18 protein-coding genes and 1 pseudogene are annotated in these 19764 nt (G+C 62.8%); 6 read left to right on the forward strand and 13 right to left on the reverse strand.

Going from position 1 to position 19764, the window contains the following annotated elements; translation table 11 throughout:
• The coding region (locus tag AB4Y44_RS41060; RefSeq protein ID WP_368702683.1) for a hypothetical protein at nucleotides 1-219 on the forward strand (219 nt) is incomplete at its 5' end.
• A gap of 624 nt (nucleotides 220-843) precedes the next feature.
• Here AB4Y44_RS41060 and AB4Y44_RS41065 read toward each other — a convergent pair.
• The 5 genes from AB4Y44_RS41065 to AB4Y44_RS41085 form a co-directional block, all read right to left on the reverse strand.
• Nucleotides 844-2637, reverse strand: coding sequence for a radical SAM protein (locus AB4Y44_RS41065; RefSeq protein ID WP_368702684.1), 1794 nt, complete (start codon nucleotides 2635-2637; stop codon nucleotides 844-846).
• Between the two features lie 408 nt (nucleotides 2638-3045).
• Nucleotides 3046-3330 carry a DUF3303 family protein gene (locus AB4Y44_RS41070; RefSeq protein ID WP_342925270.1) on the reverse strand — a complete coding sequence of 95 codons (285 nt, stop codon included), beginning with the start codon at nucleotides 3328-3330 and terminating at the stop codon, nucleotides 3046-3048.
• A complete protein-coding gene (locus AB4Y44_RS41075; RefSeq protein WP_342925271.1) occupies nucleotides 3327-3956 on the reverse strand; it encodes an acetamidase/formamidase family protein in 630 nt (209 codons plus the stop codon). Before AB4Y44_RS41075 ends, AB4Y44_RS41070 begins: the two co-directional genes overlap by 4 nt.
• A 121-nt stretch (nucleotides 3957-4077) precedes the next feature.
• Complete coding sequence (locus tag AB4Y44_RS41080; RefSeq protein ID WP_368697573.1) at nucleotides 4078-4731, reverse strand: cysteine hydrolase; 654 nt, start codon at nucleotides 4729-4731, stop codon at nucleotides 4078-4080.
• Nucleotides 4732-5017: 286 nt separating this feature from the next.
• Nucleotides 5018-5929, reverse strand: a complete 912-nt coding sequence (locus tag AB4Y44_RS41085) for a LysR family transcriptional regulator (protein ID WP_368702685.1) — start codon at nucleotides 5927-5929, stop codon at nucleotides 5018-5020.
• Nucleotides 5930-6067: 138 nt separating this feature from the next.
• Here AB4Y44_RS41085 and AB4Y44_RS41090 point away from each other — a divergent pair, with 138 nt between their 5' ends.
• The 4 genes and pseudogenes from AB4Y44_RS41090 to AB4Y44_RS41105 all read left to right on the forward strand — a co-directional run bounded on the left by AB4Y44_RS41090 (nucleotide 6068) and on the right by AB4Y44_RS41105 (nucleotide 7642).
• Nucleotides 6068-6832, forward strand: coding sequence for an SDR family oxidoreductase (locus AB4Y44_RS41090; protein WP_342925274.1), 765 nt, complete (start codon nucleotides 6068-6070; stop codon nucleotides 6830-6832).
• 31 nt (nucleotides 6833-6863) lie between these two features.
• Nucleotides 6864-6971, forward strand: a pseudogene (locus tag AB4Y44_RS41095) (oxidoreductase); the annotation flags it as partial.
• Nucleotides 6972-7235: 264 nt separating this feature from the next.
• Nucleotides 7236-7391, forward strand: a complete 156-nt coding sequence (locus tag AB4Y44_RS41100) for a hypothetical protein (RefSeq protein ID WP_342925275.1) — start codon at nucleotides 7236-7238, stop codon at nucleotides 7389-7391.
• Between the two features lie 86 nt (nucleotides 7392-7477).
• A complete protein-coding gene (locus tag AB4Y44_RS41105) occupies nucleotides 7478-7642 on the forward strand; it encodes a zinc ribbon domain-containing protein (RefSeq protein WP_028208948.1) in 165 nt (54 codons plus the stop codon).
• 15 nt (nucleotides 7643-7657) lie between these two features.
• Here the strand turns inward: AB4Y44_RS41105 and AB4Y44_RS41110 are convergent, their stop codons facing one another.
• From AB4Y44_RS41110 to AB4Y44_RS41120, 3 genes are read right to left on the reverse strand one after another with little or no spacing between them, the layout of a single operon-like run.
• The gene (locus AB4Y44_RS41110) at nucleotides 7658-10711 is read right to left on the reverse strand and encodes an efflux RND transporter permease subunit (protein ID WP_368702686.1); all 3054 of its coding nucleotides are present in this window, start codon (nucleotides 10709-10711) and stop codon (nucleotides 7658-7660) included.
• An 11-nt stretch (nucleotides 10712-10722) separates the two neighbouring features.
• Nucleotides 10723-11874: an efflux RND transporter periplasmic adaptor subunit gene (locus AB4Y44_RS41115; protein WP_342925277.1), complete on the reverse strand. Its 1152-nt coding sequence runs from the start codon at nucleotides 11872-11874 to the stop codon at nucleotides 10723-10725.
• Nucleotides 11875-11911: 37 nt separating this feature from the next.
• The gene (locus tag AB4Y44_RS41120; RefSeq protein ID WP_342925278.1) at nucleotides 11912-13489 is read right to left on the reverse strand and encodes an efflux transporter outer membrane subunit; all 1578 of its coding nucleotides are present in this window, start codon (nucleotides 13487-13489) and stop codon (nucleotides 11912-11914) included.
• Nucleotides 13490-13821: 332 nt separating this feature from the next.
• Here AB4Y44_RS41120 and AB4Y44_RS41125 point away from each other — a divergent pair, with 332 nt between their 5' ends.
• Nucleotides 13822-15342 (forward strand): FAD-dependent oxidoreductase, encoded by a 1521-nt coding sequence (locus AB4Y44_RS41125; protein ID WP_368702687.1) that lies wholly within the window; start codon nucleotides 13822-13824, stop codon nucleotides 15340-15342.
• Nucleotides 15343-15418: 76 nt separating this feature from the next.
• Here AB4Y44_RS41125 and hutG read toward each other — a convergent pair whose 3' ends face one another.
• The 5 genes from hutG to AB4Y44_RS41150 all read right to left on the reverse strand — a co-directional run.
• Complete coding sequence (gene hutG, locus AB4Y44_RS41130) at nucleotides 15419-16240, reverse strand: N-formylglutamate deformylase (protein ID WP_368702688.1); 822 nt, start codon at nucleotides 16238-16240, stop codon at nucleotides 15419-15421.
• 42 nt (nucleotides 16241-16282) lie between these two features.
• Nucleotides 16283-17701, reverse strand: coding sequence for a formimidoylglutamate deiminase (locus AB4Y44_RS41135; RefSeq protein WP_368702689.1), 1419 nt, complete (start codon nucleotides 17699-17701; stop codon nucleotides 16283-16285).
• A gap of 14 nt (nucleotides 17702-17715) precedes the next feature.
• Nucleotides 17716-18948 carry an imidazolonepropionase gene (hutI, locus tag AB4Y44_RS41140; RefSeq protein WP_368702690.1) on the reverse strand — a complete coding sequence of 411 codons (1233 nt, stop codon included), beginning with the start codon at nucleotides 18946-18948 and terminating at the stop codon, nucleotides 17716-17718.
• The gene (locus tag AB4Y44_RS41145) at nucleotides 18948-19637 is read right to left on the reverse strand and encodes a HutD family protein (protein ID WP_368702691.1); all 690 of its coding nucleotides are present in this window, start codon (nucleotides 19635-19637) and stop codon (nucleotides 18948-18950) included. Before AB4Y44_RS41145 ends, hutI begins: the two co-directional genes overlap by 1 nt.
• Nucleotides 19634-19764 (reverse strand): hypothetical protein (locus AB4Y44_RS41150; RefSeq protein ID WP_146758075.1); only part of this gene is annotated, 131 nt, incomplete at its 5' end. The genes AB4Y44_RS41150 and AB4Y44_RS41145, both read right to left, overlap by 4 nt.

The following is a 19764-nucleotide window of genomic DNA, read 5'->3' on the forward strand; positions in this document are numbered from 1 at the left end:
GTTCAATCTGAGCCAGGATCAAACTCTTCAGTTCAATACCTGTTACTGTTTTCGGTCTCTCTCGAGACCGGTCGCTCACTCAAAGCTGACAGGTTTCAGAATAAATTCAAAAACCTGACTTACTTTAATGTGAGACTCTTGATACTTTTGCTGCTCCCGGTCATTCCGGAGAATGACCGGGTCGCCACCACATCAAGCGCCCACACTTATCGGCTGTAAATTTTTAAAGATCGCTTCACTCAAAACAGCGTTTTTATTCGCCGTTTTTTGCGCCCCGCATCAGAAGGGAGGCGAATTATGCAGCCCCAAGATCCGCTCGTCAAGAGAATCTGGAATATTTATTTTTGGGGCCGCCACATTGCCTTACGTAACACGCATTTCCCCGGACCTACGCCGACGAAGCGAAAATCGATTCGAAGGATGGGAGGTCGGAAGCCCGCTCCTCTACCACTTTATATGGTGGCCGTGGTTTACGCGCTACGAACTGCGACAGCCCGCAACCTGGACGTTCACGGTGGACTCCCTCGGCGTAACCGCCATTCACTGCATTAACAACGATGGGGAGGAGAGACCTGGGTAGTCCGGCGATGACCTGACCGTTGAGCATGCATCGGACAGGCTAATTATTTGTCATCCTAAAGTTGTTACGGAAGTCCAGGACGCCATGTTTACGTATCGATTAAACTGAAATTTACGGATGGCAGCGAAGACACTAGCCGCGTAGGTTAGGGTTCGCATCGAATTGATGCCGTCGCCTCGGTGAAGCCATCCGCTGCGCGCTCCAATGACGACGGCGGAAGCTGTTTCAACAGCCCGCCAGATCAGAAACCGGGTAGTTTCTCATCAAGCTGCAGACGGGCCCGATGACCGGATGGCAATACGCCGGTGGTGGACAGCCAGCGCTGCCTCGCCGCCGCTCGTGGCGTGAAAGAGTCCGAGCTGCTCGAACTCCTCTTCCTGCAGCGGCGTGATGGCAATATCCGTGTAGGCGTAGCGTTCCGGTGCCTTCATGACGTCCCTGAGGATCGCTTCTGTCCTGAGGTAGAAGCGCAGATATCTTGTCAACTTGACAGCGGTCTCACTCCAGTAGCGCGGATAAAAGCGAAGCCGCGATTCGACCGGCAACCCCAGACGGCGGTCACGGCGGTGTTTCATTCGCAGGGCTCCCCCTTCGAGCGGATGCACACCCTCGTGCTCGATCATCAGTCTGAACCAGGCGATTGTGCGCATGATCGTTTTTGGTCGGCCATTCGGAATCTGCGCTGCCCGCTTGACGATCGTGCGGATGTGCTCGTACGAGTAAAACGCGCTCCAGGCGCACCGATACGCTTCTTCCCATTCAGCGTCCGGCATTCTCGGGTGGTGCGTGACCCGGTGGTTGGTGTCGTATTTGTTGATGTCCGGGTCCATCCATTCAGCGTTCCTCACCATCGTCTGATGATCCTCGGAGCCCGGAAGCGGGGTGAGCATGAAGAATTCCAGAATGTCGATTGGCAATTCACGCTTGATGATCTCGATGTCGCGCAGGATCGATTCTTTCGTGTCGACCGGGAATCCGATGATATAGCCAGCGTAGGTAATCGCGCCGTGGACGCGCCACTTCTGCAGCATGGCGCGATATTCGGTGATCTTGTTCTGCCGCTTCCTGGCCGCGATCAGATTCTCGGGATTGATATTCTCAAGCCCGATGAACACGCGACGCACACCCGCGCGCGTTGCCTTCTCGATGAAGTTTGGAATCTTGTGACAGAGCGTGTCGACCTGGATCGTGAAGCCGCAGTGCATGCCTTCCTTCTCCCGAAGTTCGATGACGCGGTCGAGAAGGATTTCCCAATCGTGGTTGCGGGCGAAATTGTCGTCCGTGACGAAGAACCGGTCGATACCCTGCTTTGCGTTCTCGCGGATGATCTGTTCGAGATCGTCGGGGGTGCGAAAGCGACTCTTGTGCCCCTGCACGTTGATGATGGTGCAAAACGAGCACTGATACGGGCAACCGCGACCGAGGTCAACCGAGGTATAGGTACCTGCCGTGCGTTCGATATGCTTGCGCGGCAAGAAGGGCTGGGGAGCCGCTTCGAGCGAGGGTAGCGTGTCCATGAAATTGTACAGTGGCTTCATTGCACCATTCCACGCGTCGAGAAGGACCTCATCAAGACGCCGTTCCTCGGCCTCCCCAGCGAAGAGCGCCACCCCCATTGCTTGCGCTTCCGTAAGCTCAGCGGGCATCTCGGGCAGCATCGAGATGCAGCCCGAAACGTGGAAGCCGCCGATCGCAACCGGCAGGCCTGCGGCACGGAACTGGCGGGCGAGGTCGAGTGCGCGCGGGTACTGGTTCGACTGGACACCCACCAGACCAATCATCGATCGCCCGCCTTTTGCCTTCAGGTCACGAATGATGCGCTCTGGCCACACCCGCTGGTTGGTTTCGTCGTATGTTTCGATCTCGAAATGGACGCCAGGGCCCAGCAGGTTTCGCTTGCGCGCGTCATCAGCGAGCGCATACATGCAGGCGAGTGTATTGGAAGGCATGACCGAGCGGAGCCACTGGATCGGGTAGCCGTCGTCGTCGTAATGGGTCGGCTTGATGAGGACGAGAGAGAATCGGAGACCGTCAGAAATCGAATACATCGTGTCCATGGTCCGCCCTGTAGCTCTGTCTGGAAGTCACAAAACCGTGGAGGTCGTCCGCCTTCCGAAATCTGGAGATGGCTCGTGATCTGGCATGCAGTACTCAACTGCGCATCCTACCCGCCTGGGGGCTGGCTGTGTTTACAAATCCGCAGGCGCCAGGTTTCGAGGATTGGGATCCCGTTGGGGCGAACAAGAACCATGACACGGCGGGCTTGCGCGTCATGCCGGAGCAGTCCTGCGCCGGGTGCATCCTGACGTAGGCCTGGACTTGGTAATGTTTTGTCACTGATCTGATAACCCCTGCTCAACCGCATTGACGCCGGACGTCGGGTGGCTGACAAAGGCATGACGTGGATATGCTCTGAGCGCGCCCCCCGACGCGCTCCAGGCCCGGCCATCCAACGCTGGTGGAACTCAGTTTGCCGACCGTTGCTGAGATGCCAGAACAGCACCGAGTTCCTCGTCGGTTAGTGCAGGCGCCGTTGTGAAGGTGAAGACATCCCCCCACTGGACTGTCATTGCCGCGACTGCGCTGGCGTCCGTTGCTTCAACGATTGCAACGCCCCTGAACTCGCCGGCTGCATGCCAGCGGCCCAGCATCGTGACGTTGTCAGGCGGCTGACCGCCTGTCTTTATGAAACGCTCAATTGCAGCCTGCTGCATTGCCGGTTCACCTTTCCATTGAACAATAAATTTCATGGCGAATGTCCCCTCCACGATGGCGATGCCGACTCGTGGCACGCCCGCTCTTCGTGGTGGACGTCTCGACATCGCGACGGTTCGTCGCCCGCTTGCCGGGATGGATTCTTCGCATCGTCCATGCCGTCGGGCGAAGCCACGAGATACCATCGAGGATAGGTAAACCACATAGGTCGCGGCTTCAACCTTGTGAGCGTAGTGTGCGAAGCCGCACATACGGATTCGCTGGCTTGCCAGGAGACGGAGAACCGCTTTTGAGAACTCACTCGAATACGATTCGCGGGAAGTAGAGGGAGACAATCCAGTTGGGCTGCTACGGGGCTCTCGATGGCCGTCCCGCATACCTCGCCGTCGCCTTGTGCGGCGTGCGTGTCGCCCAGCGAGAATAGCGCGCCCTCCACCTCCACGGGGAGATAGAGTTCTGTGCCTGCGCCGATGTCGCGGATATCCATGTTGCCGCCGACACGACGTGGTGGGATCACGCAGTGCAAACCCGGTTCTCCCGGGGCGAGGCCGATCGTGCCGCAAAACGGCTTCAAGGGCACACGTCCACCAGGGCCGTACATGGCCGGGGTCTTCAGATCCGCCTCGTATTTCCAGATGCATGCCCAAGGTATTCCGCTCATTACCCAATCCCAGGCAGTCCAGCAAATTCAAACGCCCAACCACGGTCCGCCACCGATACCGCCCCCAAGCGCGTCGTGTGCAGCCGTGCTTGATGGAGGCCTGCATCGGTCGCCACTGCAACTATCTTTGCGCCATGGCTTGCACGACGTCCTGCGTCGTGACGACAGCATGTGCGAGAAACGCGTAGTTGACGAGTGCGGCCTTATAGCCGTCACCCCACACTGGATGGCGCGGCCCCGCCGTCGCGTCAGCGACGACGATCACTTCGAAACCATGCTCGATCAGATCGCGCAGATGTGCTTCGACACACATATTGGCTAGCATGCCGCCCAGCACGACTTTCTGCACATTGCGCTTGCGAAGTTGTAGCGCAAGGTCGTTGGTCTGTGGACCGAAGACCTTGTGTGGGCTCACAACAATCGTTTCACCATCGTCGATGAACGGCTTGAATTCCTCCAGCCAGTCGGCCCCCGATCTCTCGAACCCGCTCAGGTTCAGCGCTCCCGTTCGCGCGAACGTTCCCGTTTCGAACTCAGCCGTCTCAAGCGGGCCATTGAATTGCCATCGAGAGTCAGTTGGGTAGAAATAGTGGGGGGAGATGAAGACGCGGAACTTCCCGGCTTTCGCTGCCTTGAAGATTGCGAGCATGTTTTCTACGGTCTTGTTTTCCGTCACGCTTGCACCAAGAACGCCCCAATTCTTCCCGTGTGGACTGAGTACGTCGATCTGTGGATCGGTGAACACTACCGCAGTGTCGGCGGGATCATAGGTCATGATTCGCACTCCAATGAGTGTAGACAGGGATGTTGGATGCGCGCGTCGGAACTGTCGCGTCGAAGCGCTCCCGTAGCAACTACTCCGGAATCCGATGACCACGCGGTCTGGCACACGAATGTCCATTCAGACAGGCTTCATGAACTATAGGCGCAGGGCGATCAAATCGGCAGATGCGCGACAGATTTTTAGCAGACGATGCTTGTTGGGCGGCACCGGTAATATGTGGCAGTGTCGTTCGGATGACCACTTCTGCCTGCAAGCCTGGTGCGACCACTGCACAAGTTCAGCCGCCCCGATCCCATGGCGGCACGCCACTGAATGCTTCGACCAGGAAATCGATCATGACGCGCACACTGGCGCTCAGATGTCGACGACTCGGATACATAGCGAGTACGTCGATCTCAGGCAGGCGATACTCCGGCAACACGTGAACGAGGTTGCCGGCACGCAGATCGTTGCCGATCAGGAACGTCGGTTGCCAGATCACGCCTTGCCCGGCGAGCGCTGCCGCGCGTGCCGTGTCGCCGTTGTTGGTATGCATATGGCAGTCGACCCTCACAGCGTGAGTCTTGCCGCCACGGTCGATGAGTTGCCACTCATCGCCGGTGGCCGCATAGGTGTACCCGACGCAGCGATGCTGCATCAGGTCCGCGGGCGTGGCCGGATGTCCGAACCGGGCCAGATACGCCGGCGACGCGCACAGGATGTTTTGCGACGTTGCCAGTTTGCGGGCTGCGTGGCTAGTCGAGCCGGCGCGTGAGATGCGAATCGCGAGATCGTAGCCTTCATCGACGATATCGACGACGCGGTCGATCAGCGCGACGTCAAGCTCGATACCGGGATATTTGCGCATGAACCCGGGCCACAGCGGTGCCAGATACAAAATCCCAAAGCTAACGGGCGCATTGATGCGCAGTCTTCCACGCGGTTCGACCGACCCGGATGAAACAAGCCCTTCCGTCTCCGCGACATCGTCGAGAATGGACTTGCAGCGGGCGTAGAGCGTCTCGCCGCCCTCGGTCAGGGACAGCGTACGTGACGTGCGATTGAGCAGGCGCGTGCCCAGATGCGCTTCCAGTTCATTCACGTAGCGGGTGACGTTGGCGGGCGACGTGTCGAGCGCATCGGCTGCGCGCGCGAAGCCGCCGCGGCTCACCACCGTCACGAAAACCTCAAAGGCGCGCAGGCGGTCCATAACCCTCTCGGAACATTCATAAAAGCTGAATGATAGGACCATATTTTATGCCTTTCTGCGAGTAGAACTGAAGCCTATATTTCGCTCACAGGCCGGGGCACAGGGCACTGGCCAACGCAGGACTTCAGGAGATTGAAAATGCAACGCTTGACAGGAAAAGTCGCCATCGTGACCGGCGCCAGTTCAGGGATTGGCCGTGCAACGGCCAAGCTGTTCGCGAAGGAAGGCGCCAAGGTGGTCCTTGCTGCGCGGCGCGCGGCGGAACTTGAAACGCTCGCTGCGGAGATCGCCGGCGAAGGCGGCGAAGCCGTGTATCTGGCCGGCGACGTTCAGTCGGAGGACTTCGCGAAGGCACTGGTCGCGCTCGCAGTGGACCGCTTCGGCCGATTGGACATTGCCTACAACAACGCCGGCACGCTGGGCGAAATGGGCCCGAGCACCGGCATTTCGGAGGCTGGCTGGAATGCTGCGCTGGCGACCAATCTGACCAGTGCCTTCCTCGGTGCGAAGCACCAGATTCCCGAAATGCTGAAGCACGGCGGCGGATCGATCATCTTCACGTCCACGTTCGTCGGCTATTCGTTCGCGTTTCCGGGCACCGCAGCCTACGCGGCGAGCAAGGCCGGGCTGATCGGCCTGACCCAGGCGCTCGCGGCAGAGTATGGCGCGCAAGGCGTGCGCGTCAACGCGGTGTTGCCGGGTGCCGTGGACACGGACATGTATCGCGGCATGAACGACACCGACGAGTCACAGGCGTTCGTGACCGGGCTGCATGCGCTCAAGCGCGTCGCGAAGCCGGAAGAGCTCGCACGTTCGGTCCTCTACCTCGCGTCGGACGATTCGTCGTTCGTAACCGGCACCGCATCGCTCGTCGATGGCGGCGCCTCGATTACGCGTACCTGAACCTCCAGGCGGCATCCCGCGATCAAGACCCGAGATCCCCACCGAAATGATCCATTACGGGATGACGAAAACGGCGCAGCTTGCGGTCTCGCGCGGGCTGGCCGAAGCCGCTGCCGGCACGGGCATTACCGTCAATAGCTTCCACGAAGGAGATCAAGCGTTCGACGAGCCTGCCGCTATAACGCCCACGAACACTGGTCCGCTGAACATCGAAAGCGGGCCTTTGCTCCGCCCGGTGAATTGTGCAAGCACTACATAACTCGCCAACGTTCAAGAGAGCTGCGTGGGGTACGGCCCTGCTGCGCGTTCTGGCCGGAAATGACCGCTACGACACTTTCGGGGCGAATTCCGCCGCCTCGGCACTAGAATTCAATGCATGGTTGCATTCCCAAAGGAGGCTGCCATGACTCAGTCAATGATCAGTTTTTGGGTTGGCCTTGTGGTTCTCGTTGTTGTTGCCATGGCCCTGTCCCGTCGCTACAGGCGCGAACACCCGGGCGAGAACCTGAGCCAGTGGCTCGACACGCACCATATGAGCTGGATGCATCGCAAGCACTAGCTGTGCGGCGCGAGCCGACACCGAATAGCGGACCCATTGCCTGCACTGGAATGGGTCCTCGCCCGGATTCTCGTTAGAGGAATACCATGCCGACTTACCAGTACAGGTGCGAGAAGTGTGGTGAGATGTTCGAGCATGCCGAGCATCTTGCTGAACATGAATCCGCTCATCCGCCTTGCCCGAAGTGTGGCAGCGAGAAGGTTCAGCACATCCCCACACCCTTCGTGGCGAAAACGTCCAGAAAGTCCTGAAATCGCTTCCGTTGCTCAGGTCTGCTCCGGATGCTCCCTGTCGCGATGATGGTCCGCGGCGAGGAACATATACATCGCGGGCACGACGAACAGCGTGAACAGCGTGCCGATCGACATCCCCGTGAAGATCACGAGTCCCATCGCGTTGCGGCCGGCCGCACCCGCACCCGATGCGATCACGAGCGGCACGACGCCCAGCACCATCGCGGCTGTCGTCATCAGGATCGGCCGCAAGCGCACGCCTGCAGCTTCTTCGAGTGCCTCGCGCTTGCCGCGCCCCGCGCGTTGCAGTTCGTTCGCGAACTGCACGATCAGAATGCCGTGCTTGCTGACGAGGCCCATCAGCGTGACGAGGCCCACCTGCGTGTAAATGTTGAGCGTGGTGAGTCCCACGTTGATGAAGATCAGCGCGCCGAACAGCGCCATCGGCACCGACACGAGAATCACGACCGGATCGCGAAAGCTCTCGAACTGCGCGGCGAGCGCGAGAAACACGATGATCGTCGCCAGCAGCAGCGTGGTCACGAAGCCACCGGACTCCTGCACGAACTGGCGCGACAAACCCGAATAGTCGGCCGTGTATCCCGCCGGCGCGACGTCGGTCGTGGCCTTGCGCAGGAAGTCGAGCACTTCGCCCTGCGAGATGCCCGGCGCGAGCACGCCGGAAATCGTGGCCGAATTGAGCTGCTGGAAGTGATTGATCGACTCTGGCACGACGTTGCGCTGCAGATGCGTGACCGTCGATGCGGGAATCACGCTGCCATTGGGCGTGCGCAAGTAATAGTCGAGCACTTGCGACGGGTTTAGACGATCCGTTTGCAGCACCTGCGGAATCACCTTGTACGAGCGGCCAGCAATCGAAAAGTAATTGACGAAGTTCCCGCCGAGCGCCGCGCCCAGCGTCTGCCCGACATCGCTTTGCGTCAGGCCCAGCGAAGCGACCTTGTCGCGGTCCACGAGCAACACGCTTTCCGGCTTGTCGATCTTCAGATCGCTGTCGACGAAGAAGAACATGCCGCTCGCGCGCGCCTTTTGCAGCACGGCTTGCGACACTTCGTTGAGGTTCTCGAACGGCTCCGTCGTGCTGATGACGAATTGCACGGGCAGGCCTTGCGCACCCGGCAGCGGCGGAAACTGGAATGCGGCGACACGCGCGCCCGCGATGCCGTTCCACTTCTGCTGCAATTCCTGCTGTAATTGGGTCGCGCCCTTCTTGCGCTTGTCCCATGTCTTGAAGAGCACGCCGCCGATGCCCTGGTTCAGCGTCGGCACGCCCGTGAGCTGGAACATCTGCGCGTATTCGGGCAACTGCTTCGAGATGTCGAAGACCTGATCCGCGTAGGTCTGCATCTGCTGGATCGTCGCGTTCGGCGGCCCCAGGACCTGGGACAGGACGATGCCCTGGTCCTCCTGAGGGGCAAGCTCCGATTGCGACGTCATGAAGAGATAGACGGTGCCGCACAAGAGCAGCGCGCCCATCACGACGAACACGTGCCACGTGTCGAGCATCGCGTGCAACAGACGCCGGTAGCCGTGATGCACACGTTCGAACTGCCGGTCGACGAAGCGCGGGAAGCGGCCCGACTGCTGGTCCATGCGGAAAAAGCGCGAGCACATCATCGGCGAAAGCGTCAGCGCGATCACGCCCGACACGGTGACGGCGCCCGCGAGCGTGAACGCGAACTCGGTGAAAAGCGCGCCAGTCAGTCCGCCCTGAAAGCCGATGGGCACGTACACGGCGATCAGCACGACCGTCATCGCGAGAATCGGGCCGCCGAGTTCGCGCGCCGCGATCAGTGCGGCGTCGAAAGGCCGCTTGCCCTCCTCCTTCATATGCCGGTCGACGTTCTCTACCACGATGATCGCATCGTCGACGACGAGGCCGATGGCGAGCACGAGCGCAAGCAGTGTCAGCAGATTGATCGAATAGCCGAGCACCTGCATCACAAAGAACGTGCCGATCAGCGAGAGCGGCATCGCGATCACAGGCACGATCACCGCGCGCAGACTGCCAAGGAAAAGGAAGATCACGACCGTCACGATCAGCAGCGCCTCGACGAGCGTCTTCACTACTTCCGCGATCGCCGTGTTGATGAAGTCGGTCGCGTCGTAGACGATGTCGCCCGTCATGCCCGTCGGGAACTGCCTCTGCAGATCCGGAAAGATCGTTTTCACGCGCTTAGCGACGTCGAGCACGTTCGCATCGGGCGCCACCTTGATGCCGATGAACACCGATCGCTTGCCGCTGAACGCGACGTTGAAGTCATAATTGTCCGCGCCGAGCACGACGTTCGCGACGTCTTCGAGGCGCACGATCGCGCCGTTCTTCTGCGTGACGACGAGTTTCTTGAAGTCCTCGACGGAATGCAGGTCGGTGCCCGCATTCAGATCGACGCTGATCATCTGCCCTTTGGTCGTGCCAAGCGTCGCCAGATAGTTGTTGTTGCCGAGCGCCGTAAAGACGTCGGCTGCCGTCACGTTGTGCGCGGCGAGCCTGCCCGAGTCGAGCCATGCGCGCAGCGCGAACTGACGGCCGCCGAGCACTTCCGCCGTCTGCACGCCCTGGACCGAATCGAGCTTCGGCTTCACGACACGCAGCAGATAATCCGTGACGTTGTTGCTCGGCAGGACGTCGCTGTAAAAACCCATGTACATCGCGTCGGTGGTTTGCCCCACTTGCACGGTCAGCACGGGCTGTTGCGCCTGCGGCGGCAACTGGTTGCGCACCGATGCGATCTGCGTGTTGATCTCCGTGAGCGCGCGATTGGAGTCATAGTTGAGGCGCAGCGTCGCGGTGATGGTCGAGACGCCCGTGGTGCTCGTCGACGACATGTAGTCGATACCCTGTGCCTGTGCGATTGCGGCTTCGAGCGGCTGCGTGATGAAGCCCGCCATCGTGTCGGCGCTCGCGCCATAGTACGCGGTGGTGATCGTCACCACGCCGTTTTCGGTTTGCGGATACTCGCTGACTTTCAGCGCCGCAAGCGAGCGCAAGCCGAGCACGAGTATCAGCAGGCTCACCACCGATGCGAGGACCGGCCGTTCAATGAAGATGTCGGTGAATTTCATCGCGCGCTCTTCTATTGTTCCTGCGGCGTCGGGTTCGGGCTGTTCGCAGGCAGCACGCGGTTGTCGATCACGAGGGGCGTGCCGTTCTTCAGTTTCAGCTGGCCGCTCGTCACGACCTGCGTGCCTTCGCTGATGCCCTTGAGAATCGCGACCTGGTCGCCGCGCGTCGGCCCCGGCGTGACGAACACCTGTTGCGCGACGGGCATGATCTTGCCTTGTGCATTCTTTTGTTCGCCGGGCTTCACGACGAACACGGTCGCGCCATACGGGTTATAGGTGATCGCCGTTTGCGGCAAGGTCAGATAGCGTTGCGCCCCACCCGCCTCGATCTTCACGTTCGCATACATGCCGGGCAGCAGCTTGCGCTCGCGATTGTCGACGGTCGCCTCGATCTGGACGTTGCGCGTGGTGCTGTCCACGCGTGGATTGATCGAGCGGATCTTGCCGTCGAACGTGCGGTTGCCGAACGCATCCGTATCGACGACGATGGTCTGGCCGACTTGCAACTGGCCTAGCTGCTGCTGGGGCAGAAAGAAGTCGGCGTAGATCGGGTCGATGGCCTGCAGCGTGACGATGGCGTCACCCGGATTGAGGTACTGGCCGGGGTTGACGGTCGTGATGCCGACGCGTCCCGCGAACGGCGCGCGGATCGTCTTCTTGACGACGAGGGCGGCCTGTTGATCGACCTGGGCTCTTTTACTCTTGAGGTCGGCGGCGTCGGCGTCGAGCTGCGCCTTTGCAATCGCCTGAATGTCGAACTGCGCCTTGTCGCGCGTGTAGACCGTTTGCGCAAGGTCCGCCGCTGCCTGCAGCGACGCGAGCTGCGCGCGGTCCGAATCGTCGTTCAGGCGCACGAGCACCTGGCCTGTCTTCACATCCTGGCCCGAGTTGAACGCGATCTCGCGCACGAGCCCGGCGACTTCCGTCGTCACGTCGACCCCGCGCACCGCGCGCAGGCTGCCCACCGCGGCAAGCTGCGGCTGCCATGTTTGATAGCTCGCGATAGCGGCCGTGACGGTGGCGGGCGGCGCGGCGTTGCTCGCCATGAACTTCTGGATCATGTGCGCCCTGAACAGATTGAAGCCGACCAGCGCGCCGAGCAGTATGCCCACGCAGATCAGCATGATGATCATCCGCTTTGCCATCGGCTTTTTCGTCGTCATCGTCATGTCCTGGCGGGGGCGGCCAATGCAAAAGGATTCATTTCGGCGCAGCCGGAGTCGGCTGGGCCGCCTGGCTCGTCGCCGTGTCGTTCCACCAGCCGCCGCCGAGCGCCTGAAACAGCGCCGCCGTGTCCGCATAGCGCGCGGCCTGCGCCTGCGCGAGATTCACGACGGTCTGCTGGTATTGACGCTGTGCATCGAGCAGCGCCAGATAGCTGACGCCGCCGATGCGAAACTGGCCGCGCGTCAGGTCGAGCGAATCGCTCGCAGCACGCCATGCCTGCGTCTGCGCGCTCAGGCCGGTTGCATCGTGCTCGAGCGCGCGTAACGTATCGGCGACGTTCTGGAATGCGAGCAGCACCGTTTGACGGTATTGCGCGTTGGCCGCGTCGAATGCCGCTTCTGCTGCGCGCTTTTGCGCGCTCAACTGGCCGCCGTGAAAGATCGGCTGCGTGATGCCTGCACCGAAGCTCCAGATCATGTCGGCGTACTTAAGAAGGCCCGCGGGCGTCAGCGCTTGCGGACCGTAACTCGCCGAGAGCGTGAGCTGCGGATACATGTTCGCCGTCGCCACGCCGACCTGGGCGCTCGCCTGATGCAGCGTGGCGTCGGCGGCGAGAATGTCGGGGCGCTGCCGCACGAGCGAAGACGGCACGCTGACCGGCAACGCTTGCGGCAGCGTGAACATCGACATCCTGAAATCGGGCACGTCCGTATTGCTCGGCGGCTTGCCCGCGAGGACCGCGAGCTGGTGACGCGTCTGGTCGAGCGACTGATGCAACGGCGGCAATGTCGCGCGCGTCTGCGCCACCAGCGTTTCCTGCGCGAGCACCGCTGCGCGACTCACGCCGCCCAGCGCGAGCTGCTGGCGCATGATGCGGAGCTGCGCGTCTTCGTCGTCGGCGATGCGCGCAGTCGCGTCGATCTGCTCCCGCAGCGAGGCTTCCTTGATGGCCGCCGTCACGATGTTCGCGGACAACGCGAGATACGCCGCCTGCAACTGAAAGCCCTGGTAATCGACCTGCGAGCGCAACGATTCGAGCTCGCGCCTTCCGCCGCCGAACACGTCGAGGTTGTACGACACGTTCACCGATGCGTTATAGAGGTTCAGCAGTTCCGTGAGCTGCGGCTCGCCGAACGTGACGCCGTTGAACTTCTCGCGCGTCGCATTGGCCTTCGCATCGACGGACGGATACAGCGTGGTGCCCATTTGCGCACGAAGATTTTCGCCCGCCTGCCTGAGCGCCGCTTGCGCCGCGGCGACGTTGGGGCTGTTGGCGAGCGCTTCGCGGATCAGCGCGTCGAGCGGCTCGCAATGATAGAGCGTCCACCACTGGGCGGGAATGTCCTGACCGGCCATGAACTGTTGCGGGACACCTGATGCGCCCGGCGCCGAGGCGGTTTGATCGGGTAGCGGCGTGGACGTGTAGGTGCCGGTCGCGGGCGGCGCGGGCGTGTGGTAATCGGGGCCGACCGTGCAGCCGGACAAGGCGATCAGGACAGTGATCCATGCAGCACGCGTGAGCGTCTTGCAGGCTGCATGGCGGCGAGACGCACTGCGCGAATGCCAGTGCGGGCGGCTGCGACGGAAACCGTGGTTGACGTCATCGATCATCGATCCACCTTGTTTCACTGCGCGGAAAACGAACGAAACGGCAGATGCAGAGCTTGAAATCATGCCACAACATGTTCACGCGACCCGCGAACGGATTTCCCCAAGGCCCCCTCGCCTCACCGCAGGTGCCAGCCGAATGCCGGAAGCACGAGGCTTTCCGATGACTGAAAGAGTTCCGAAAGCAGACGGATATCTGCCGATGCCAGCTGCCGTTTGTGGTTGCCGCCGGCGGCGGTGTTCTGATCTATGTGGACTACCATTGAAAGCGGCGGCCGCTGCCCAGGACGCCGGTGGTGATGCATTAGCTGGGTCACGTACCCGTGGAGGACGACATGAGTGGTGAGGCATCGAATGAAAGCGGTCCCGATCTCGCAAAAGGCGTGCCCATCGAATCGCTCGGCGAAGCTGGCCTGTTGTCGGGACACGTCGGTAATGATGCGGTGCTGATTGCGCGGCGCGGCGATGAATTCTTCGCTATCGACGCTGCCTGTACTCACTACCACGGCCCGCTCGCCGAAGGGTTGATCGTCGGGGATACGGTACGGTGCCCATGGCATCACGCGTGCTTCAGCCTGCGTACCGGGGAAGCGCTACGGGCGCCGGCGCTCAGCCCTGTCACCTGCTGGGCTACGGAGATCCGGGGCGACAAGATTGTCGTACTGCACAAAAAAGCGCCGCCCGCCGGTTCCGTGACCTCGCCGGCCGGAGCGCCGCAGAAGATCGTGATCGTCGGCGCGGGGGCTGCAGGTTTTGCTGCGGCCGAGCGTCTGCGGCGCCTCGGCTACGCGGGCAGTCTCACGATGCTGAGCGACGACGCGGCACCGCCGGTGGACCGGCCCAACCTTTCCAAAGACTATTTGGCCGGCAGCGCGCCCGAGGAGTGGGTGCCGCTTCGAGATGAGGCTTTTTACGCAGACCAACGCATCGACCTGCGGCTCAACGCCGGCGTCTCACGCCTTCACGTCGCCGCGCAGGAAGTGGAGCTCGCGGATGGGAGCAAGGTCCCCTACGACCGTCTGCTGATAGCCACGGGGGCCGAAGCGGTTCGCCTGCCTCTCCCCGGCATGGATTTGCCGCATGTGCATACGCTTCGCACACTGGCCGACTGCCGCGCCATCATCGCTCGCGCGGAGAACTCGCGGCGCGCGGTTGTCATCGGCGCCAGCTTCATCGGACTGGAAGTGGCGGCATCGTTGCGCGCGCGTGGACTCGAGGTACACGTCGTGGCGCCGGAGCAGCGGCCGATGGAACGTGTGCTGGGGCCGCAGATGGGTGAATTCGTGCAGCGCTTGCATGAAGAACACGGCGTCGTCTTCCACCTCGGCAACACCGCCAGCGCGATCGATACGCAGCACGTATCGCTCAAAGCGGGTGGCAGCCTGGAGGCAGATCTGGTGGTGGTCGGCGTCGGTGTGCGGCCACGACTGGCACTGGCCGAGCAAGCCGGCCTCGCGATCGACCGCGGCGTGGTGGTCGATGCCTGCCTGCAAACCAGCGCGCCTGGCGTCTTCGCTGCCGGCGACATCGCTCGCTGGCCCGATCCGCACAGTGGCACGGCAATTCGCGTGGAGCACTGGGTCGTCGCGCAGCGCCAGGGCCAAACGGCGGCGATGAACCTGATTGGCGGACGTGAGAAGTTCGACGCCGTGCCATTCTTCTGGAGCCAGCACTACGATGTCCCGATCAATTATCTCGGGCACGCGGACAGCTGGGACGAGATCTCAGTTGACGGCGATATTGCAGGACGCGACTGTTTCCTGCGCTACAAGCGAGACGGACGTGTCGTCGCCGTAGCCTCCATTTATCGCGATACAGAAAGTCTGCGGGCAGAAGTCGAGATGGAGCGCGACTGACGTTGACGCTGGAACGAATCGCAAACGGACTCCTCGCCAGTCTGGGATCGTTCGCAGCGGACCGCCAGCGCCCTCTTCACAAGCCGGCCCGCGGCCGCGAATGAGGCAGGTCATCGATGGCCGCAAGCGCGCCGCCCACCATTTCGCGCAGCACGGGCTGGACTTTCTCGGCGAGCGCGGGCCGATAATCGAACGGCGCCGTTTCGTTCATGTAAACCGACTGGCACATCTCCAGCTGGATCGCATGCACGCCGTCCTGCGGCGCGCCGAATTGGCGCGTGATGTAGCCGCCCTTGAAGCGTCCGTTCGCGATCCACGTATAGCCGCTCGCCGCCGCCGCGCGTTCTGCGCGCGCCTGCACCGCCGGGTTCACCGTGCGGCCGTCCTGGGTGCCGATGTTCAGGTCAGGCAGCTTGTTGTCGAACAGACGCGGCAGCACGCTCGCGATCGAATGCGCCTCCCACAGCAACACATTCGCGTGCGCCGCGCGCAGGCGCTTCAGTTCGGCGGCGAGCGTGTCGTGATACGGCCGCCAGAATGTCTCCACGCGACGCTGACGCTCCGACGCGTCGGGCATGCAGCCGTCGCGGTAGATCGGCTCGCCGCGAAACGTTTCGGTCGGACACAGCGACGTGGTGGTCTGGCCGGGATAGAGGCTCTCGTCGTTCGGCGGGCGGTTCAGGTCGATCACATAGCGCGAAACGCGCGCGCCGAGCACGGTCGCGCCCATTTCCTTCGCAAACGCGTAAAGGCGATCGAGATGCCAGTCCGTATCGGCGACAGTGAGGGCCACGTCCGTGTACTCGCCGTGCATCGCAGCGGGAATGTGCGTGCCCAGGTGCGGGATCGAAATGATGAGCGGCGCGTTGCCGCGTTCCAGTGAAAAGATATCGGTCATGGAAAGTTGTCTCGTGAATGGCGCGTGCGTTCGGGCCCGTGTTCAGTCATCAGCCAGAAGCCTGGCGAGCGCCGCGCGATAGTCGGCATACAAGCGCGCTTCGTCGCGATGGCGGCGCGCCTCCACGACCTTGACGCCGCCGGTGTAGACGTCGAGCACCGGCGTTTCGCCGTGTTCGCAGAAGACGACCGACGAGAGCCAGGTGAGCGGCTTTTGTTCGGCGAGGTTCGGATGCCGGGCGTCGAGCACGATCCAGTCGGCGCGCGCGCCTTCCTTCAATGCGCCGACCTTGCGCCCCGTTGCAGCGGCACCGCCGACGAGCGCTGCGTCGAACAGCCGGTCGGCAACCTGTGCCTGATGCGTCGCGGCCAATACATTGCGCTCGCGCCGCGTGAGCCGCTGGCCGTATTCGAGCAAGCGAAGCTCCGCGCGCCAGTCCACGCCGATATGACTGTCCGAGCCCACACCGAACGCGCCGTCCGCATCGAGATAGTCGCGCGCGGGGAAAATGCCGTCGCCGAGATTCGCTTCGGTCGTAAGGCACAGGCCCGCAATCGCACCGCTCCGGGCGAGCGCGGCGGTCTCCCGCGCATCGATATGCGTGGCATGCACGAGGCACCAGCGCGCGTTCACGTCGAAGCGATCGAGCAGCCATTGCACCGGCCGCGCGCCCTCCGTCGCGAGACACGCGTCCACTTCGGCCGTCTGCTCGGCAATGTGGATATGCACGGGTGCGCCAGGAAGCGCGTGATCCAGGCCTTCCAGCAGCGCGCGCAGCGAGTCGTGCGAAACGGCGCGCAGCGAATGGGGCGCAACGCCGTAGCGCAACGCGCCGTGCTCGGGCTGCCACGCTCGAAGCGCCTCGACGATGCCGAGCAACTGTTCCGGCGTGTTGATGAAGCGCCGCTGATCGTCGCGCGGCGCTTGCGCGCCGAAGCCGCTGTACTGGTAGAGCACGGGCAGCATGGTCATGCCGATGCCCGTCACGCCCGCTGCGTCCACCACGTGTTGCGCCAGTTCGGCGGGGCTTGCATAACGCTGGCCGTCCTGCGCGTGATGCACGTAGTGAAACTCGCAGACGGACGTGTAGCCCGCCTTGAGCATTTCCACGTAGAGCCAGCTCGCGACCGCGGCAAGATCGTCGGGCGTGATGCGCGCCGCGAAGCGGTACATCAGGTCGCGCCAGCTCCAGAAACTGTCGGTGGGGTTCGCGCGATATTCGGTGAGGCCCGCCATGGCGCGCTGAAACGCATGTGAATGAAGATTAGGCATGCCAGGCGTGATCGGGCCCGCCGCATGCGCGACGCCTCGAGGCGCTTGCGCCAGATCGGGCGTCACGTTGTGCAGCATTCCCGCGGCGTCCCATTCGAGCAGCACGTTGCGGCGCCAGCCGTCGGGCAAATAAGCGTACTCGGCGAAGAGCGCGCGCGAAGTCGGATTCGTTTCGATGGTGTGATTCATGCTTGAAATAGCGCTCAAACGCGGCGCTCAAATGCGCGACGCTCAAAGACGGTCTCGCCGCCGCGCACCACGCGTGCACAGAGCGGACGGCCAATCCAGTAAGCCAGCTCCGCGAGTGACTGCACCGTCCAAACGGCAAAGTCCGCGGGACGGCCAGCCGCGAGCGTGCCATGACGCTCTGCGTCGCCGAAAGCCTGCGCGGCATGCCGCGTCACGCCCTGTATCACCTCGGGCACGGTCATGCGGAATAGCGTAGTCGCCATGTTCATCATGAGCAGCAGCGAGGTGGCGGGCGACGTGCCCGGATTGCTGTCGGTCGAAATGGCGATCGGCACCTCGTAGCGCCGCAGCAAGTCGAGCGGCGGAAGCTGCGTTTCGCGGATGAAGTAGTACGCGCCCGGCAGCAGAACCGCCACGGTGCCCGCCTGCTTCATGGCGGCGACGCCCGCTTCGTCGAGAAACTCGAGATGGTCGGCGGACAACGCGCCGTGACGCGCCGCGAGTGCCGCGCCGCCGCTATTGGAAAGCTGCTCGGCGTGCATCTTGACCGCGAGCTTGCGCCGCGCGGCCGCCTCGAACACGCGCTCGCTCTGTGCAAGCGAAAAACCGATTCGTTCGCAGAATACATCGACGGCGTCCACGAGCCCCTCGTCGGCGAGCGCGGGCAGCATGCGTTCGCACACTTCGTCGATATAGTCGTCGGCGCGGCCCGCGAACTCGGGCGGCAACGCATGCGCGCCGAGAAACGTCGTCCGCACGGTGACCGGATAACGCTCGCCAAGCTGACGGGCGACGCGCAGCATCTTGCGTTCGCTCGCCAGATCGAGGCCATAACCCGATTTGATCTCGACGGCCGTCACGCCCTCGGCGAGCAACGCTTCGAGGCGCGTGGCCGACTGCGCGAACAGCGCGGCTTCGTCGGCTGCGCGCGTGGCGCGCACCGTCGAGACGATGCCGCCGCCCTGCCGCGCGATTTCTTCGTAGCTCACGCCCGCAAGACGTTGCGCGAATTCATCGGCGCGCTGTCCGCCGTAGACGAGGTGCGTGTGGCAATCCACGAGACCGGGCGTGACCCAGGCGCCGCCCAGGTCCTCGCACGGCCACTCGGTGAATGGCGCGGGCAATTCGGCAGCGGCGCCGAGCCACGCGATCTTGCCGTCTTGCACGGCGATCGCCGCATTCTCGACGACGCGGCCCGGATCGCCATACGGGCACAGGTTGAGGTTTTGCCAGAGAGTGCGTTTCATCAGGTATGCACAGCATCGCGCGATGCCGTTTCCGTAGTGTCTTGCGGCGGTGCGTCCAGCACATCGAGCGCCACGGCGAGCAAGGCGCCTGCGCCGCGCGTTTCGATGTGCAAGGGGCGTTTTGCGTCGAGCGTATCGATGCGCAGCGTGTCGCCCGTTTCGAGGCGCACGTGGCGTCCGTTATCCACGCGCACGTCCTGCCCGCCTTGCGCGCAGTAGAGCAATACCGTTTGCGCGTGCATACTGCGCCGCTCGTTTGCGCGCCACACTTCGAGCGTGCCGCGCGCCGCATCGCGGCGCACCATCAGGTTGAAGTCGCGCGTCGCGCCGTTCACGAGGCGCGCGTCGATCGCGGCTTCCCCCGCGAAATGTGCGACGTCCAGAGGCTGCGTGAGCACATGCGTGCGGCCCGCTTCGTCGAGCAGCATGCCCGCGCCTTCGAGCAGCACCAGCGTCCGATCGACACCCTCGAAACGCGAGAACGGCCCCGCCTGCGCGACATCGGCCACGCTCACGCGCCATGCGAACGCGTCCAGTGATGCACCGGCACGCGATGTCACGTGCGCCGCCGCGATTTCGCGCGTGACGCCGCCGCCGTTCTTCCACGGCGACGCCACGAGTGCCGCGCCACGCAGCAGCGTGAGCCTGGCGGCCTGCACCGCGCCGCCTACCGCTTTCGCGCCGCTCATCGGCCGAGCATCGGCAGCTTGAGACCCGCCTCGCGCGCCGTTTGCTGCGCGAGTTCGTAGCCGGCATCCGCGTGGCGCATCACGCCCGTGGCCGGGTCGTTGAGCAGCACGCGGCCAAGACGCTCGT

This window comes from Paraburkholderia sp. BR10937 (assembly GCF_040965695.1).
Lineage (GTDB): Bacteria > Pseudomonadota > Gammaproteobacteria > Burkholderiales > Burkholderiaceae > Paraburkholderia.

Coding starts and splice junctions, on each gene's coding strand:
- AB4Y44_RS41065 (WP_368702684.1), bottom strand. CDS start 2,637: ATGGACACGATGTATTCGATTTCTGACGGTCTCCGATTCTCTCTCGTC.
- AB4Y44_RS41070 (WP_342925270.1), bottom strand. CDS start 3,330: ATGAAATTTATTGTTCAATGGAAAGGTGAACCGGCAATGCAGCAGGCT.
- AB4Y44_RS41075 (WP_342925271.1), bottom strand. CDS start 3,956: ATGAGCGGAATACCTTGGGCATGCATCTGGAAATACGAGGCGGATCTG.
- AB4Y44_RS41080 (WP_368697573.1), bottom strand. CDS start 4,731: ATGACCTATGATCCCGCCGACACTGCGGTAGTGTTCACCGATCCACAG.
- AB4Y44_RS41085 (WP_368702685.1), bottom strand. CDS start 5,929: ATGGACCGCCTGCGCGCCTTTGAGGTTTTCGTGACGGTGGTGAGCCGC.
- AB4Y44_RS41090 (WP_342925274.1), top strand. CDS start 6,068: ATGCAACGCTTGACAGGAAAAGTCGCCATCGTGACCGGCGCCAGTTCA.
- AB4Y44_RS41100 (WP_342925275.1), top strand. CDS start 7,236: ATGACTCAGTCAATGATCAGTTTTTGGGTTGGCCTTGTGGTTCTCGTT.
- AB4Y44_RS41105 (WP_028208948.1), top strand. CDS start 7,478: ATGCCGACTTACCAGTACAGGTGCGAGAAGTGTGGTGAGATGTTCGAG.
- AB4Y44_RS41110 (WP_368702686.1), bottom strand. CDS start 10,711: ATGAAATTCACCGACATCTTCATTGAACGGCCGGTCCTCGCATCGGTG.
- AB4Y44_RS41115 (WP_342925277.1), bottom strand. CDS start 11,874: ATGACGACGAAAAAGCCGATGGCAAAGCGGATGATCATCATGCTGATC.
- AB4Y44_RS41120 (WP_342925278.1), bottom strand. CDS start 13,489: ATGATCGATGACGTCAACCACGGTTTCCGTCGCAGCCGCCCGCACTGG.
- AB4Y44_RS41125 (WP_368702687.1), top strand. CDS start 13,822: ATGAGTGGTGAGGCATCGAATGAAAGCGGTCCCGATCTCGCAAAAGGC.
- hutG (WP_368702688.1), bottom strand. CDS start 16,240: ATGACCGATATCTTTTCACTGGAACGCGGCAACGCGCCGCTCATCATT.
- AB4Y44_RS41135 (WP_368702689.1), bottom strand. CDS start 17,701: ATGAATCACACCATCGAAACGAATCCGACTTCGCGCGCGCTCTTCGCC.
- hutI (WP_368702690.1), bottom strand. CDS start 18,948: ATGAAACGCACTCTCTGGCAAAACCTCAACCTGTGCCCGTATGGCGAT.
- AB4Y44_RS41145 (WP_368702691.1), bottom strand. CDS start 19,637: ATGAGCGGCGCGAAAGCGGTAGGCGGCGCGGTGCAGGCCGCCAGGCTC.